A 16,435-nucleotide genomic window follows, 5' to 3' on the forward strand; every position below is an offset into this window, starting at 1 on the left:
AAATGCGAGATACTGGAAAACATGCAGTCCATCGAATCTTCAACACACCGCCGCGGTCTTCGACTTTCCAATGTCGTGCTGCTGGTGGTCGTTATCGCCTTTATCGTGGCCGTCATCTTTGCGGCAAACCAGAATGACATCATCGGATGGATGATCGTGGCCATCGCTGGTGGCTGGTTAATCCTGTCCTTGGTCTCGCTGATCATGGTGTCTCGTGGGGCACGAGCAGTACAAAAAACCGCTCGAGAGTTTAACTCCAATATTGCTGCTGCCACGGCCGGTGGAACTGTCGTAGATGCCACCGATCCGATGCGTGATACCAAGGTTGATCACTCGCTGAAAATCGTTGAAGTTCAAAAACGCGTGATCTCCGAGGAACTGGCCAAAGGCATTGACCAAGCAGATTTTGAAATGATCGATCGGGCGCTGGATACCATTGAGATGACCGCACATAATGCCCGTGACATGATCAACCCGGACCGTAACCAAAAATCCAAACCGGATTCTGACAACGGTTCCGACACCATCACTGGCGAAGTCATCAACTAGAAAGAATTATGCACTCTAACGCTGCTGATCCAAAGGCTGACAATACTCTTCGGGTAGCAACCGTGAATATCAACGGTATTCGTGCTGCCCACAAACGCGACATGGCCACCTGGTTTGCCGGTCGCAACATTGACATCATCACCCTGCAGGAAGTCCGAGCTCCAGGCGACATCCTGGCAAAACTGCTGGGAGAGATCGTGGGGGATGAATGGGAAACGCTCTACATCCACGCCGATGAAGCCCAAGCCAAAGGCCGTGCCGGGGTTGCTATCGCGTCTCGATATAAGCCATTAGAAACCCGAACCGGACTTGCCGATGGCATTAACGACTCAGGTCGCTGGGTCGAAGCCGACTTCACCACGCCCGATGGTTCGAAGCTCTCTGTGGCCAGTGCCTATGTGCACTCCGGTGAAGTCGATACGCCAAAGCAGGACGATAAATATGAGTTCCTGGACGCGATGGTTGACTACCTGCCAGCCATGCAGGACCGCAACCCACACTCGGTCATCACAGGGGACTTGAACGTGGGACACACCGAACTTGATATCAAAAACTGGAAGGGCAACGTCAAAAACTCAGGCTTCCTCCCAGCAGAGCGAGCCTATTTTGACAAGTTCTTCTCCGGAGACGACCTGAACTGGGTTGATGTTGGCCGCACCGTTGCCGGTAACGTTCCTGGCCCGTACACCTGGTGGTCCTACCGAGGCAAGGCGTTCGATAACGATGCCGGTTGGCGCATCGACTATCACATGGCCACCCCACCACTGGCTGACAAAGTCACCAAAGCCGTGGTCGACCGTGCGCCATCCTATGACCGCCGCTTCTCAGACCACTCACCCGTTGTGGTCGATTACCAGTTCTAGAAAGGCTCGCACGTGTCCACTAGCCAACCCACACCGGCCGATATCCTTGCAACCGATCTGACCAAGACCGCTCACCTGACCTCGGCCGCGGCACACCCCCGTGTGCTATCCGGGATGCAACCATCAGCGGACTCGCTGCACTTGGGCAACTACCTGGGCGCTTTGGTCAACTGGGTCAAAGTGCAAGAGGACTTTGAAGCGTTCTACTTCATCCCAGATTTGCACGCCATCACGGTGCCACAGGATCCTGCGGATTTGACCAAACGCACCCGGGTTGCTGCGGCCCAGTACATCGCCGCAGGTATCGATCCGCAGCGCTCGACGTTGTTCGTGCAGTCGCACATTCCAGAACATACCCAGCTGACTTGGATTCTGACCTGCATAACCGGCATGGGCGAAGCATCGCGGATGACGCAGTTCAAAGATAAGTCCGCACGCGAGGGCGTGGATGCCTCCGGAGTCGGACTCTTTACCTATCCAATGCTGATGGCCGCTGACATCCTGCTGTACCAGCCTCACGGTGTACCGGTAGGCGATGACCAGCGTCAGCACATCGAATTAACGCGTACCTTGGCGCAGCGCTTCAACCACCGCTATGGCGAAACATTTGTGGTGCCCGTTGGGTTCTACCCAGAGACCGGTGCCCGGATCTATGACCTGCAGGAACCTACCGCCAAAATGTCGAAATCGGCACAGTCGCCAAACGGTCTGATCAACATTCTGGACGATCCGAAGGTGACAGCCAAGCGCATCAAATCGGCAGTCACCGACGCGGGCACTGAAATCCACTACGACCGCCAAAATAAGCCAGGCGTATCGAACCTGCTGGATATCTATGCTGCCGTAACCGATCGGAGTGTCGACGATCTTGTGACAGCCTACGAGGGCAAAATGTATGGTCACCTGAAGGTTGACCTGGCTGAGGCCGTGACGGAACGGTTGGCACCGATTCGTACTCGCGCACTCGAATTGCTAGATGATCCGGCGGAGCTGGATCGGATCTTGGCACTTGGTGCTGAAAAGGCCCGCAGCGTAGCTGCGCCTGTTCTTGACGACGTGTACAAGAAGAGTGGTTTTCTTCCCCTCGCTCGATAATCGCTGTTATAGCTACAAAAAGCACGGTAACGGGGCCCTTGGGTCTGTTACCGTGCTTTTGCGTTTCAGCTATCGGTTAGCGGAAGGGAATTAATCGGGGTTCGGATCTGAGGCCGAAGACGATGCAGGTTCTTCATATATCGGCTCGGCGGGCCCTTGATCTAGGCGGAACGGCGGGTATTCGTCACGCAAAAGCAATACGTATGTTGATACTCGGTATGCCCACCGATTAATTCCCATGATCAGGGCAAATAGCCCCGTGCGATATCTCGCAGTGAACAGCAGCACCACTGCGGCAATGAGTACTAATACGCCGAGTAATGATGGTGCGCCGGTGGAAGTTCTTACCCAAGTATTCATATCAGATGACATAACCCAGGTCGCGCCCATGCCCCCGGTTGTCAGGATGCCTACGATGATCAGGTGTGGAATGGCCAACAACCACCATTTGACCAATACTAAACCTCTAGATAGCCGCTCTGGGTACAGTACATCGAAGTCCGCTGGGTAATCTGTGGAAGCCAGGGTGAAAGGCGGATAGCGATCAGTACTGAGTGCCGAGTATGAATAGAAACCCACTCGCCAAGTCCAGCGGAGTACCCCGACACTGAAGGCAAACCAAGATCTCGGGTAACGCGCTGTAAATAGGATAGCGATTCCAGAGGCGATGGTTGTGAATACCAGCGTGAATCCCAACAAGGCCAAAAGGAAATAATGCGGGATTGCTAAGAGCCATTTGACCAACCATAACCACCGCGACAACGGTTGATCGAGTCGACCTGTGAGACGCGCAGGGTAGATCGTGGACTCAGACATGTTTCCAGGCAGTCCGGCGCTTCGAGCGGTGTCGATGGAACGTCCTAATCCTGCGGCCCCGAGCAACATCAGTACGATCCCCAACGCCAGAGCCAGTAATCCCGTGAGCAGTATGCCTGTACCGACAGATCCGATAACGTCCACGGCCAAATCTGAACGTACTCCTGCCTGAACATCCACCCACACAGGTCTGGACGTATCGGCGTTCATGATGACCATCGACCATTGGCCAGATTCGAGGTCCCAAGCGACTTCCTGAGTTCCTGGACCAGATACTGACTGAGTCCAGAACGTTTGTTCGGCTGGATCTGATGGCGCACTGGTTCCCGGTGTAACAGCTTTCCCAGGAGTACCGGACCACGGGGAGGAACCTTTGTCGTATCCGAAAGAGGGCGCTGATATGTTGCCCAGGTGAGAATATGGGACGTCTTGCAGGTAGGTTGCGACATCTGAGGACGGCCCGATTCCGATGAAGATTTCTTGATCGGGCACACTAGAGGTAGCTTTGACCTGCACGCTGGCTACTTCTCCAGGCTGAGAAAACTGCGGGCCAGAGAATTCCGTAATGTCTACTGTGATGGACTGACTTACTAAAGCGTATCCGGTCGTTTGTATCTCTTCTGTTTCAAATATCAGGTATTGTCCATCGCGCTGCGCCGCATCGACCGTCATGGCGGTGACCCCTATGGCGGACAGGACGAGTCCGATCAATGCGGCGAAGACTCCAAGGACCAACATGACCCAGTGACCGGGTTTCATCCGGGCCGGCTCCTGGGGATACGTAGACGGCGTGGAGGTGGGCGGACTGTCGAATGTTGACATGGCACATTCCTCTCAACGTACAACCATGAGGAAACGGAGATGAGTCCACTGCCGAGTGATTCTGAAGCCGACTATGTCGTTATACCAGCCAGTCTCAACCACCTGCGAGGATAAACTATCGTCAGAAACATGTTGCTGAGCATATCCGCTCGTTATGTGTTGCGATTTCGAAATTGGGCACGCGGTTTTGACCGAATATTTTGGGAACGCCCGTCTGGCTGGATGTATACGACGGCGTGAACTTATCAGTCAGTCTGGCGCACTTCTCTGCGCACTGCCCTGTTCGTGTGCTTGGAATATGTCCTTTCAGTGTTGTCTAATATGTCTCGCGAGGGCAATAACTACCTCGTCACGTGCTCCATGTTCATGGTGCCTTCATTATCTGAAGCGTTCATCCCAGGGTCAAGGCATGTCACCCACCTACCGACAATCTCGGCTCACCGTGCCTAGCTGGTTTGGGCTTCAGCGAACTCTAGAAAGCGATGGTACTTTTCCTAGTTGTTGCGCATGATTACGTTCCAGGGAGTCAGAACGCATTCGAGACACTCCCGACAGAGCGCTTGAAACTCGTCGTAATCTAGACTCGACTAGGCCAATTACCGCTGTCTACTGAATTCATTGTGTGAACAATATAAAGAGCATCAGCAGCAAGGCATCACGTTCTCGCCTTTCTAATAGCAGAGATCTCGGACGAATGACTGATCTTGTCTCGATCTTCGTCAACCTCGAGACGAGCTGAGTATCCTGCTCCCGGTCTAGAAATCAGACCAAGGTCGTAATGAAAAATCAGCCGCGCAGTGGAAGTAACTGGGGCTATCTTTTGGCAGAGTACTGAATAGTTGTAAAAACTGCCATTATAAGGACTATCGTGACCTCTTCCACTCTTGAAAGCCCACCGCTGTTAGAAACAGAAAACTTGGTGCGGGTATTTGGCGCCGGTGAAAACCGCGTCGCAGCACTGCAAGGACTCACTTTTGAAATTCAACAAGGTGAGTCTGTAGCAATCATCGGAAAATCCGGTTCCGGTAAATCCACCCTGATGCACCTGCTAGCACTGCTTGATGAACCGACTTCTGGTGTCGTCGCGATTCGCGGTCAGGTCGTCTCAGATCTCAAACCTAAACAAATCGCTAAGGTACGTAATACCACCTTCGGATTTGTATTCCAACAATTCTTTCTCAACGCCCACGAAACCGTATTAGAAAACGCGACCCTGCCCTTGAAAATGGCCAAAGTACCCAAGGCGGAACGCCAACGGAAGGGCACCGAAATTCTAGAAAAGTTGGAAATGGGCGACAAACTCAAAGCCAAGGCCATCAATCTGTCTGGCGGGCAGCAACAGCGCGTCTCGATAGCACGTGCGCTGATCAACTCTCCAGAAATCCTGTTTGCCGATGAGCCCACCGGCAACCTTGACTCAGAAACTTCCGCGATCGTAGAAGACATTTTGTTTGGTCTCAACGAACAAGGCCAGACCCTAATCGTTGTCACCCACGATGAAGATCTCGCCGCAAAATGCGCTCGACAGATCCGCATCCAAGACGGTCAGATCATCGAAGATACCGGGGTGAAAGCATGAAACTCCGCGACATTTTTACCACCGCCTTAGCCAATACGATGCGCACAAAACTGCGCACGTTCTTGACCGTTATCGCCGTCGTCATTGGTGCCTTTACGCTCACTATGACCTCCGGCATCGGGGCAGGCATCAATAAGTATATTGATGCCCAAGTTGATGCGATGGGTGATACCAACCAGGTCTCAGTCATGCCTGCCCAAACCATGGATGCCAACGTGGGGCTAACCGCCGGCGAACCCCAAGAATATGATCCTGATGCCCAGGGAAGCGTCTCAGATTTCGGCATTCCATCGATGGACGAAGATGACATCGAGGAAATCGAACAAATTGAGAACGTCGAATTTGTCGACCCGGTGATTTTCGTTAATATTGAATACCTTGAGACTCCGGATGGCACACAATACACTGTGCCTTCGGCTGGATTTGCTTCAGAACAGAGCATGGTTGAATATGCTGCGGGTGGACCGGGGTCAAATGCCGAGGACGCCTATGAACTGGTCATCCCTACCTCATGGCTGTCGGCCTTTGATATTGACGATGTCGCCAACGCAGATGAGGTCATTGACCAAGAAGTCACTATTGCGGCTCAAGATCTGGAAGGCAATACGGAAACCATCGAAGCCAGCATTGTGGGAGTGGCCGAAGAAACGATCACCGGTGCAGGTGCGTCTCCGATCCCTTCCTCTGGTCTGACACAGCAGATTGCTGAGATCAACAACACCGCCGGTGGCACGACCATTCCGTTCACCTACATTCAGGCGACGGCCACGGTCAATGATCTGGCAGCTAATGAAGATCAGATCAAAGCAGATTTGGAAGAGATCGACATGATCGGTCAGACCGTTGAAGATCAGATGGGCTTCATTAGTGGAATTATCGACGCGATCACCTGGGTGTTCAATGGTTTCGCACTTATCGCACTGTTGGCCGCAAGCTTTGGAATCGTCAACACCCTGTTGATTTCCGTACAGGAACGCACCCGCCAAATTGGCCTGTATAAGGCGCTGGGAATGACCAGCGGCAGAGTCTTTACGTTGTTTTCTACCGAAGCCATTGTGATTGGTCTACTCGGGTCAATTATCGGGATTGGATTAGGCAGCGTCGTTGGCATGGTGGGCAACGCACTGCTAATCAACGGACCGCTAGATTCGGTGCCTGGACTATCGTTGTATGCAATAGAGCCGATGGCGCTGCTCGTCATTGCTTTGGTCATTATCGGTATCGCATTTCTAGCAGGGACACTGCCGGCACGACGAGCCGCAACCAAAGATCCGATTGAAGCCCTACGGTATGACTAGTATTCTGCGACCTGGAGTACTGCGAGATGATGAGGAATCCTGATGACTGAAACACCAGAAAATAAATATGGAACAACACCATATTCTGCCACCGATATGAGCAACATCGGTGACGAACCCCGCAGTGCTCGCTTGACCAAGAGCCTGGTCTGGGTGCTGATGATTCTGCACGTGCTAGCCGGTGTGATCGGTATCGTTGCAATGCAGGCCCAGGGCCCGGAGGCGTATTTGGAAGCGTATCTGCCGCCCAGTGAATTCCAATCCATGACCCCGGAGATGCTTGACACCGCATTTGGTGCCACATTGGTCATGGCCATCGTTCTGATAGCCATCAATGTGGTGCTATTTGTCATCGTCGGCCTGGGCCTGCGTGCCAATCGTAACTGGGCACGTTTCATGGGGTTGGTTCTAGCGATCCTGTTCCTGATCTCGTCTGCATACAGCCTGTTATTGGCCACAAATTATGGCGACCAATCAGGCATGATGCTGTTTGGTACGATCGTCAACTGGATCATTGTCCTGGCAACGATTTGGTGGATCATCCAAGCCTTGGATAAACAGACCCACCGCTGGTTTGCCCTCCATAAGAGCCTTCAGGCCTAACACCCTGAGAACCCTTGTTTCGAGCCGGTCAGCCAAGCTGATCGGCTCGAAATGTCTCTCGGATACACCGGACCGTGCAGGGGCTCGATACAGTGGACACCGGTGGCTTACTAGCTGGCCACATTGATAGGTACCCATTGAGAAAGTGACCTGTAGATGGCAAAGGCAACCAACACGAAACCACGACAGGTCAAGAATTTTGGTCTCGCTTTTTTCTTTCTGGGCCTCATAGTCATTGCTGTCCAGCTCATCAACTACATCATTACGGTGATGCCAGCAGCAGAAGATGCGGTCCTCGATGTCGGAGATGGCACCACTATTGCAGTGTCGTCGCTGAGTAGCTCCTATTTGACGCTGGTGATCATTGCCCTGTTGGTCTACGGCGGGACGTGGTTTGGCGTCATTCGATCCATGAATTGGGCTCGATGGATCGCTGTGATCCTGGCAATCCTAACGGCTGTACTAGCGGTGCAGAGCTTCGCTCAGGTTGTCGCTGCCGGTTTTTCCGACATGGTTGGTCTTGGGCTCAGTTTGGCCCAGTTGATTGCCGCCGGGTGGGTGCTAGCCTTGGCTTTCCGACAAGATGTTCACCAGTGGTACGGCAAAAAGACCCAATCACAGACGCAATCCTGAATCCAAATGGGCAAAAGTGAGCGCAGAATTTTGCGCATATTGCATTGACCGTCATGTCAGGACATTACAATGGGGCCTTATGAGCGTTAGTATTCGTCAAGCAAAACTCACCGACATCCACGAGCTTGTGCCCCTGGCAGCACGGACCTTCCCACTGGCGTGTCCGCCAGAAATGGATCGAGCTGCGATCGAAGAGTTCATTAAAGAAGGCTTGAACGCTGATGTCTTTTCCAACTGGATTACCGGCGACGACAGTTATGTTCTCGTGGCCACTGACGGTGCCATGCTGGTTGGCTATACCGTGTGTGTTAATGGCGAACTGCCCGAAAATGCTCAACTCGATATGGAGTTGCCTGCCGAATCCACGGTGATGCTGTCAAAGTTTTATGTGCATCCTGAATTCCACGGTGCCGGGGTCTCCAAGAAAATGATGACCCACCTAATAGAGCACTATGTCACCTCCGAAGAGGAATGGATGTGGTTGGGAACCAACACGGACAACGCTCGTGCCATTGGCTTTTACGAACGCGTGGGCTTCAAACAGATCGGCACTCGGGAATTTGATGTTGGCGGCGCCAAAGCCAAGGATGTTGTGCTAGCACGCAAACTTCCATCGCTGTGACTGTGGCGGGCCTATCCGGTCTAGTTGGCGGTGACAACTCGGAGGGTAGAAGTCGAACTGAGCAGCCCAACCCGTATCAGCACGAGACCTAGTACCAAACAGGCAGCAACGACCAGCATGGATAGGGGAGAAACCACCACAGCAATCCCTAACAGGGGCAATGCTGTCGCAACTGCGGCGATCAACGTGAAGATTAAAACGATCCATAGTGGCCCAAATATCGCCCGACGGCGGCAAGATTCCAGCTGGGCAGAACTCATCCCAATACGTCGCAGACCTTGATACAGCGAAGCACGATCTAACACCTGAGCGGTCTGGGTGATGGCAACCGAGCAAGCGGCTAAGAGAAATGCGATGACCATCGTCAACAACACGCCCGTTTGTAAATCTGCCACGAGGTTCATTTCCACCGGATCCATCCCGGCCGAATCTTGGTCGCTGGTTGCTATATTCGCCAGCGACATTCCTGCACCACCCACGACCCCAATGTAGGTAGTCAGGGCTACTCCGCCAATTTGGGACCAGGCCTGTTGCGGCGATTCTAAAACAGCGCGAGCAGCCACCAGCGCCTCGGCCGTGGAGGCACGGCGCAGCCGCCAGTTTGTGACGATTTTGATCAACCACGGACCAATGAAATGTAGTGCAATCATAGGCACCGCAAACGCAGCGAGAATCATCACGATGACGATCATTATGCTCCCGGCGCCAAGCGCATTGGCAAACAGTTGCGCTGCGATGAGCAGCACCACGGCAGCTACAATCCGGAACCAATGCAGACGGGCTGGGCGTTGCCTGGTGCGAACTCCCAACGGGGTGATCTCCACTCGGCGCAGCCCGCCTATTGAAGCGGATACCCCAATGACGACGATGGCTGCTAGTACTGCAAGCAGTCCTGGTAACCCCAGCCACATGCCGGCCATACCAATGGGACCACCAGCGAAACGTAACAACCCAGCCAGCGGCATCAACACTACGTACCCGATCACGCCCGTCAAAGCCCCCACTATGGCAAGAACTGAAGCTTCTACTACGGTGAGCGTCCGGAGCAATCCCGAGCTTGCCCCGATGAGTCGGAGCGACGAGAGCCGTTCATCTCGACGACGTGCCAAGAGTTTTGCGGCGGCCCCTGCCAACGAAATCACCGGCATGACCAGCAGGACGGCCGCAAGTGCAGCAAGAATCATATAGAAACCGCCCATGGCTCCTACGGCCTGCTCACCCAACGTGAAAAAGAAGCGGACCCCACCGGCCACGCTGAGGCTCAAGGCCGACACCACAGCAAAAGCGGCCACCGGCAACAACCAGGCCTGTCGGTCTGCAAAGAGTCGTGAAAGAAACAACCGGGTGACCGTTGCGGTGACTTTCATCGGTTGACTCCTGCAGTATCGGCGGAATCGGACACTAGACGGCCATCTCTGACGTGAATGAGGCGTTGGCACCGGGCCGCAACATCTTCATCATGAGTGACCAATACCAAACTGCGGCCTTGCCCAACAGTAGTGTTCAGTAACGCGGTGAGCACGGTTTTGGAAGTTTCTGAGTCCAAAGCGCCGGTTGGCTCATCGGCGAACACGACCGCTGGCTCTGCAACCTGGGCGCGAGCGATAGCTACCCGCTGAACCTGGCCGCCTGATAATTCTCCGAGCCGTCGTTCGAACATGCCATCCAAGCCCAACGTACTCAACCATTGGCGCGCATGATGCTGCGCTGTTGATCTGGAGACCCCAGATAACATGAGTGGCAACGCTGCATTTTCTTGTGCGGTAAGTTCGGGGAGGAGTAGCCCTTCTTGGAAGACAAAGCCTAGGTGGTCACGGCGTACTCTGGCGCGATGTTCTTCGCTCAGTGTTGGAAGATCGATACTGTCACTGTCACCAATGTTGAGTTGTACCGAGCCGGTATCTGGGACAAGGATGCCGGACAGGCAGTGCATCAGGGTGGTCTTGCCCGAACCGGAAGGACCCATAATGGCCACCGATTCGCCAGGAAACAGCGTGAGAATTATGTCGTCCAGGGCTCGCGTGGTGCCATAAGACTTGGTCAAGCCCTGAGCTACAAGTATTGGTTGTGTCATGCTTCAATTGTTGAGCCCAGCGCCTGCAAGTGTCCTCAGCCGCTATGACGATTTCATATCCGCTTCGTCCTCCTGAGGTATGACAGCCGTGACCTGGGAATAGAGCTTGAGCTTGTCCCGTTGTCCTTGGTGACCATGAATTGTCAACGAAAGGATGATCGAGATGGCTGACTACATTCTGCTCGGGGGACACGGAAAGGTCGCAATGCGAGCTACTCCTCGTCTCGTTGAAGAAGGACACACAGTGACGGCTGTGATCCGCAAAGAAGAACAGACCCAAGAGGTGGAAGCAACCGGTGCCAAGGCACTGTTGTTGGACATTGAAAAAGCCACCGTCAATGATTTCGCCGATGCTTTTCGAGGGAAAGACGGTGTTATTTGGGCTGCAGGGGCTGGCGGAGGTAATCCGCAACGTACCTATGCGGTAGATCGTGATGCCGCCCAACGGTCCATCGATGCTGCCGTGCAGGCTGGGGTCGGCCGATATGTGATGGTTTCCTACGCTGGAGCAGGTTCTGACCATGGAGTCAGCGAAGATAGTTCATTTTTTCCTTATGCTGAGTCGAAGTCTGCTGCCGATGCCTATCTGCGTGAAAGCGACTTGAAATACACCATTCTTGGGCCCGGTCTCTTGACGCTGGAAGACCCGACGTTCAAGATTAGTCTGGCGCCAGAAACCGGTTCGGCCCAGTCAGCGGATGGTGGGCGTGACACATCCCGCAGTAACGTTGCTGAAGCGATCGTGGTGGCTCTGGATGAAGACGCTACCATCGGCCAAACGATAGACTTTTATGATGGGGACACTGACATCCGCGAGCTGTTCCGATCCCTGTGATGCCTGCATGTGAATGAGAAGTTACGGGCAGTTGCAGCAGTGAACTCGCCAAATAACAATACTGACGCCAAGCCTGGAGCATCCTAGGGTGCACCAGGCTTGGCTTTGGCATTTTGCGGTGTGCCCCATCACTGTTATGCCCGCGTGCACCGTTTGAATTTCAAACCGACCATCGTGTCATACTAAAACTACTTGTCTCGTCGGGGTGGTTTGGAATGTTTTGACGGTTCGGACGATTGGCCCGGTACCGGTGCAGCGGTACGGTTTACGTACCACTTGGCCCGTCACTGCGGTGTAATCCGCCTGCATCAAGGTGTAGCCAGGTGTCGATATTTATCTGTCGCAAGAAAACATCATCGTGGCTCACAATAATCAATGCACCCTGATACGTGTTGAGAGCCTCAACGAACTCTTGAATGGTCTTCAAATCGAGGTTGTTGGTCGGTTCATCAAGAATCAGAAGTTCGTTGGGTGGTTCGGCCAATAAAAGTAGTGCCAATGCGATGCGGAAGCGTTCTCCACCGGAGAGCTCGCCAATCTTTTGTTTCACGGTGTCAGCTCGGAATAAGAACCTGGCCAGTTGGGCTCGAATGTGCTCCGATTCGGCATGAGGTGCAGCCAAGCGGAACGCCTCGAGCATAGTGATCTCGTCATCTAAATGATCGAGACGCTGGGGGAGATAGCCGATCCGATCCGTATAGGATGTGCCTGAGATGCAGCTCGCTTCGCTGTGGTCATTGCTAAGCAATCTTTCAATCAGCAGCGTCTTGCCGCTACCATTACGACCGGTGATGGCTACTCGTTCTGGGCCCTGGATGATTACTGGTCGAGCGTCGGGTTGTTGAAACTCGACCAAGCGCCGTAAGTTGTGCACTTCAGGGTCAGGGAGGTGTATTCGAATGTGCTTGTCGGCGCGAACTTTTTGCGACAACTCGTCAACTTCCTCACGTGCGACCAGGACTTTGTCATCGGCTTCATCGCGAAGTTTGCCTGCCGAAACCTGTGCCTGTTGTTTGCGTAGTTTCATAATCATTTTTGGTTCACGTTTGTTTTCAAACGCCTTGTTCCCGAACCGTTTGCGGCGGGCCAATTTAGTTTCTGCCTCGATACGCTGACGCTTTTCGGTTTTGAGTTTCTGCTCGGCAGTACGAAGCGACTGTTCCGCTGCTGCTTGCTCTTGTTGGAGATAGTCTATGTAGGCTGAGTAATTTCCCCCAAATATCGTCAGCGATCCAGTGTGTAGTTCAGCTGTGTTGTCCATGAGATCTAACAAGGTGACATCGTGACTGACGATAATCAGTGTTCCTCGCCAACGCGTAATGGTCTCATAAAGCGTGGCGCGAGTCTCACGGTCAAGATTATTCGTTGGTTCATCCAGCAGCACCACGTCATGCTCGCCCAGTTGTAGACCGACCAAAGCAATCAAAATCGATTCGCCACCGGACAGTGTGCCCACGGTGCGCGCCAAATCAATGTCCATGAGCCCAATATCGTCGAGGGCGGCTCTGGCGCGGGCTTCAATGTCCCAATCCTCGCCAATGGTATCGAAGTGTTTCGGATCAACATCGCCGGATTCGATAGCGGCTAATGCATCTATCTTAGTGCGAATGCCCAGCAGATCTGCTACGGTCTCCTGGGTTTCTAAAGTCAGGTGCTGCGGTAGGTAACCGACTGATCCCGAAACCGCTATAGAACCGCTCGTGGGTGAATATCGCCCAGCCATCAGTTTGAGCAGTGTCGTCTTGCCGGCGCCGTTGGCACCGATCAAGCCGGTCCGTCCAGATCCAAAGACTGCTGAAATGTCATACAGCACTTCGGTGCCGTCGGGCCATGCAAAAGAGACGTCGTCACAGACGACGATAGAATGTGAACGGTCCGGCATGAGGCTCCTTGAAGATTGTCAGGCATGGCGCTGACAACGGAGCCACAAAGAAGGCTACAACGAGATCAGTGCACTGGGGCGCTTGAATTTTCGTTGTAGATCCACATGATAACCAGGAGTCCTTCTTCAGACAGTGATACCTTGCTCAGAATAACAAAAAACGGGTGAGACGGAAAACCCGTCCCACCCGTTTGAGCTAGGCGTTACTAGATGTTGCGAGCCAGAATGGCTTGCTTGACCTCTGCGATAGCTTTGGTGACCTGAATACCACGTGGGCATGCTTCGGTGCAGTTGAAGGTGGTACGGCAGCGCCATACGCCTTCTTTATCGTTGAGTACCTCAAGACGCATGTCGCCACCTTCGTCACGGTCATCGAAGATGAAGCGGTGCGCGTTGACAATGGCTGCTGGGCCGAAGTACTGGCCGTCGGTCCAGAAGACTGGGCAGGACGACGTGCAAGCTGCACACAGGATGCACTTGGTGGTGTCGTCAAAAGCTGCGCGAGCTTCGGCGGATTGCAGACGTTCGCGGGTTGGTTCGCGTGATTCGTCAGCGATCAGGAAAGGCATGATTTCGCGGTAGGACTGGAAGAATGGTTCCATGTCGACGATCATGTCTTTTTCGACCGGCAGACCCTTGATCGGTTCTACGGTAATTGGCTTGGACAGATCCAGGTCTTTGAGCAGGACTTTACAGGCCAGACGGTTGACACCGTTGATACGCATAGCGTCGGATCCACAAATACCGTGCGCACAGGAACGGCGGAACGTCAGGGTACCGTCGATTTCCCATTTGATTTTGTGCAGGGCATCGAGGACACGGTCGGTGCCGTACATCTCAATGGTCCAGGTATCCCAGTACGCTTCCTCATGGAATTCTGGCTGGTAACGACGAACTTGCATGGTGACGGTGAAGGATTCGATCTCACCCATGCCTGCTGTGTTGTTGGTTGGTTCTAATGTTGTAGTCATTAGTACTTACGCTCCATTGGCTCGTAGCGGGTCATGACGACGTCTTTAGTATCGAAACGAATGCCCTTGACACCTTCGGTCTCCGCGTTTTCGTCACGGTAGAGCATTGAGTGAACCATCCAGTTTTCGTCATCACGGTCTGGGAAGTCTTCGCGGTAGTGACCACCACGTGACTCTGGACGGTGCAGGGCAGCAACGGACATGGCCTCGGCAATGTCGAGTAGGTAGCCCAATTCTAGACCTTCAAGCAGGTCCAGGTTGTAGCGCTTGCCCTTGTCTTGAACTGCAACGTTCTTGTAACGTTCACGAAGCTCTTCGATCTTGTCGATGGCACGGCGAATGGATTCTTCGGTACGGAAGACCTGCATATCGGCGTCCATGACTTCCTGCAGTTCAGCGCGAAGTTCACCGACTTTTTCGGTGCCTTCTGCAGAACGCAGCGATTCGATCTGGTTGACCAGGAATGCTTCACCATTTTCAGGCAGGTCAACGAAGTCAGCATCTTTGGCGTATTCGGCAGCATAGATACCGGCGCGACGACCAAAGACGTTGATGTCCAGCAGGGAGTTGGTTCCCAGACGGTTTGCACCGTGTACGGAGACACAGGCAACCTCACCGGCAGCAAACAGACCCGGGATGCGGGTCTCGTTGTCTTGCAACACGTTTGCTTCGATGTCGGTGGGGATACCACCCATCACGTAGTGACAGGTTGGGAAGACGGGTACTGGTTCGGTGTACGGTTCGACACCCAGGTAGGTTCGAGCGAATTCGGTAATATCTGGGAGTTTGGCGTCGATGTGCTCTGGTTCCAGGTGGGTCAGGTCGAGCAGGACGTAGTCCTTATTCGGGCCTGCGCCGCGACCTTCACGCACTTCGTTGGCCATCGAACGGGCCACGATGTCACGCGGAGCCAAGTCCTTAATGGTTGGCGCGTAGCGTTCCATGAAGCGCTCACCGTCGGCGTTACGCAGAATACCGCCTTCACCACGGGCCGCTTCAGACAACAGAATGCCCAGGCCAGCCAACCCGGTTGGGTGGAACTGGATGAATTCCATGTCTTCCAGTGGGATGCCGTGACGGTAGGCAATAGCCATGCCGTCACCGGTCAGGGTGTGGGCATTGGAGGTGGTCTTGAAGACCTTGCCAGCACCGCCGGTTGCAAAGACAACGGACTTGGCCTGGAAGATGTGCAGTTCACCGGTGGCCAGTTCATAAGAAACGACACCTGCGACACGCTTTTGCGTGTAGGTGGTGCCGTCTTCACGAGTGGCCTCTTCGTCGACCATCAGCAGGTCAAGAACATAGAACTCGTTGTAGAACTCGACGTTGTGCTTGACACAGTTTTGGTACAGGGTCTGCAAAATCATGTGACCGGTACGGTCAGCTGCATAGCAGGCACGACGAACCGGGGCTTTACCGTGGTCGCGGGTGTGTCCACCGAAGCGACGCTGGTCGATTTTGCCTTCGGGGGTACGGTTGAACGGCAGACCCATTTTTTCAAGGTCCAGGACGGCGTCGATGGCTTCTTTGGCCATGACTTCAGCAGCATCCTGGTCCACAATGTAGTCGCCACCTTTAACGGTGTCGAAGGTATGCCATTCCCAGTTGTCTTCTTCAACGTTTGCCAGGGCGGCACACATACCACCCTGGGCCGCGCCGGTGTGTGAACGAGTTGGGTACAGCTTGGTCAGTACTGCAGTCCGTGCACGTTGACCGGATTCGATGGCTGCGCGCATGCCAGCGCCACCGGCGCCGACAATGACGACATCGTACTTATGTACTTGCATCAGATG

At 53.8% G+C, this 16,435-nt stretch carries 15 protein-coding genes; 9 read left to right on the forward strand and 6 right to left on the reverse strand.

The annotated features are described in order from the left end of the window. Positions 1-21 precede the first annotated feature (21 nt). Genes A6F49_RS09580 through trpS form a run of 3 tightly spaced genes read left to right on the forward strand, consistent with a single transcriptional unit; the run spans position 22 to position 2,507 of the window. A complete protein-coding gene (locus A6F49_RS09580) occupies positions 22-549 on the forward strand; it encodes a hypothetical protein (RefSeq protein ID WP_043057475.1) in 528 nt (175 codons plus the stop codon). A gap of 8 nt (positions 550-557) precedes the next feature. Then, positions 558-1,412, forward strand: coding sequence for an exodeoxyribonuclease III (locus A6F49_RS09585; RefSeq protein WP_043057474.1), 855 nt, complete (start codon positions 558-560; stop codon positions 1,410-1,412). 12 nt (positions 1,413-1,424) lie between these two features. Next, positions 1,425-2,507: a tryptophan--tRNA ligase gene (gene trpS, locus A6F49_RS09590; protein WP_043057473.1), complete on the forward strand. Its 1,083-nt coding sequence runs from the start codon at positions 1,425-1,427 to the stop codon at positions 2,505-2,507. Between the two features lie 90 nt (positions 2,508-2,597). Here the strand turns inward: trpS and A6F49_RS09595 are convergent, their stop codons facing one another. Beyond that, the gene (locus tag A6F49_RS09595) at positions 2,598-4,145 is read right to left on the reverse strand and encodes a DUF4389 domain-containing protein (protein ID WP_235604956.1); all 1,548 of its coding nucleotides are present in this window, start codon (positions 4,143-4,145) and stop codon (positions 2,598-2,600) included. An 868-nt stretch (positions 4,146-5,013) separates the two neighbouring features. Here A6F49_RS09595 and A6F49_RS09600 point away from each other — a divergent pair. From A6F49_RS09600 to A6F49_RS09620, 5 genes are all read left to right on the forward strand, one after another. Then, positions 5,014-5,724, forward strand: a complete 711-nt coding sequence (locus A6F49_RS09600; RefSeq protein ID WP_235604957.1) for an ABC transporter ATP-binding protein — start codon at positions 5,014-5,016, stop codon at positions 5,722-5,724. Next, the gene (locus A6F49_RS09605) at positions 5,721-7,022 is read left to right on the forward strand and encodes an ABC transporter permease (protein WP_043057470.1); all 1,302 of its coding nucleotides are present in this window, start codon (positions 5,721-5,723) and stop codon (positions 7,020-7,022) included. The genes A6F49_RS09600 and A6F49_RS09605 overlap by 4 nt, the downstream gene beginning before the upstream one ends. Positions 7,023-7,064: 42 nt before the next feature. After that, the gene (locus A6F49_RS09610) at positions 7,065-7,625 is read left to right on the forward strand and encodes a hypothetical protein (RefSeq protein ID WP_043057469.1); all 561 of its coding nucleotides are present in this window, start codon (positions 7,065-7,067) and stop codon (positions 7,623-7,625) included. Positions 7,626-7,781: 156 nt separating this feature from the next. After that, on the forward strand, positions 7,782-8,258 hold the full coding sequence (locus A6F49_RS09615) for a hypothetical protein (RefSeq protein ID WP_043057468.1): 477 nt from the start codon (positions 7,782-7,784) through the stop codon (positions 8,256-8,258). Between the two features lie 79 nt (positions 8,259-8,337). After that, positions 8,338-8,880 (forward strand): GNAT family N-acetyltransferase, encoded by a 543-nt coding sequence (locus A6F49_RS09620; protein WP_043057467.1) that lies wholly within the window; start codon positions 8,338-8,340, stop codon positions 8,878-8,880. Positions 8,881-8,900: 20 nt separating this feature from the next. Here A6F49_RS09620 and A6F49_RS09625 read toward each other — a convergent pair whose 3' ends face one another. Together A6F49_RS09625 and A6F49_RS09630 are read right to left on the reverse strand one after the other, a co-directional pair. After that, the gene (locus tag A6F49_RS09625; protein ID WP_052504786.1) at positions 8,901-10,247 is read right to left on the reverse strand and encodes a hypothetical protein; all 1,347 of its coding nucleotides are present in this window, start codon (positions 10,245-10,247) and stop codon (positions 8,901-8,903) included. Further along, the gene (locus tag A6F49_RS09630) at positions 10,244-10,954 is read right to left on the reverse strand and encodes an ABC transporter ATP-binding protein (RefSeq protein ID WP_043057466.1); all 711 of its coding nucleotides are present in this window, start codon (positions 10,952-10,954) and stop codon (positions 10,244-10,246) included. The genes A6F49_RS09625 and A6F49_RS09630 overlap by 4 nt, the downstream gene beginning before the upstream one ends. Before the next feature lie 163 nt (positions 10,955-11,117). On the opposite strand from A6F49_RS09630, the gene A6F49_RS09635 reads away from it, so the two are divergent. Further along, positions 11,118-11,789 carry an SDR family oxidoreductase gene (locus A6F49_RS09635; protein ID WP_043057465.1) on the forward strand — a complete coding sequence of 224 codons (672 nt, stop codon included), beginning with the start codon at positions 11,118-11,120 and terminating at the stop codon, positions 11,787-11,789. A 265-nt stretch (positions 11,790-12,054) separates the two neighbouring features. On the opposite strand, the gene A6F49_RS09640 is transcribed toward A6F49_RS09635, so the two are convergent. The 3 genes from A6F49_RS09640 to sdhA form a co-directional block, all read right to left on the reverse strand. After that, positions 12,055-13,671 carry an ABC-F family ATP-binding cassette domain-containing protein gene (locus A6F49_RS09640; protein WP_043057464.1) on the reverse strand — a complete coding sequence of 539 codons (1,617 nt, stop codon included), beginning with the start codon at positions 13,669-13,671 and terminating at the stop codon, positions 12,055-12,057. Between the two features lie 206 nt (positions 13,672-13,877). Next, positions 13,878-14,642, reverse strand: coding sequence for a succinate dehydrogenase iron-sulfur subunit (locus A6F49_RS09645; protein ID WP_043057463.1), 765 nt, complete (start codon positions 14,640-14,642; stop codon positions 13,878-13,880). Further along, positions 14,642-16,429, reverse strand: a complete 1,788-nt coding sequence (gene sdhA, locus A6F49_RS09650) for a succinate dehydrogenase flavoprotein subunit (RefSeq protein WP_043057462.1) — start codon at positions 16,427-16,429, stop codon at positions 14,642-14,644. The genes A6F49_RS09645 and sdhA overlap by 1 nt, the downstream gene beginning before the upstream one ends. Positions 16,430-16,435 lie beyond the last annotated feature (6 nt).

Source organism: Enteractinococcus helveticum, from assembly GCF_001657475.1.
In the GTDB taxonomy this organism is placed as follows: domain Bacteria; phylum Actinomycetota; class Actinomycetes; order Actinomycetales; family Micrococcaceae; genus Yaniella; species Yaniella helvetica.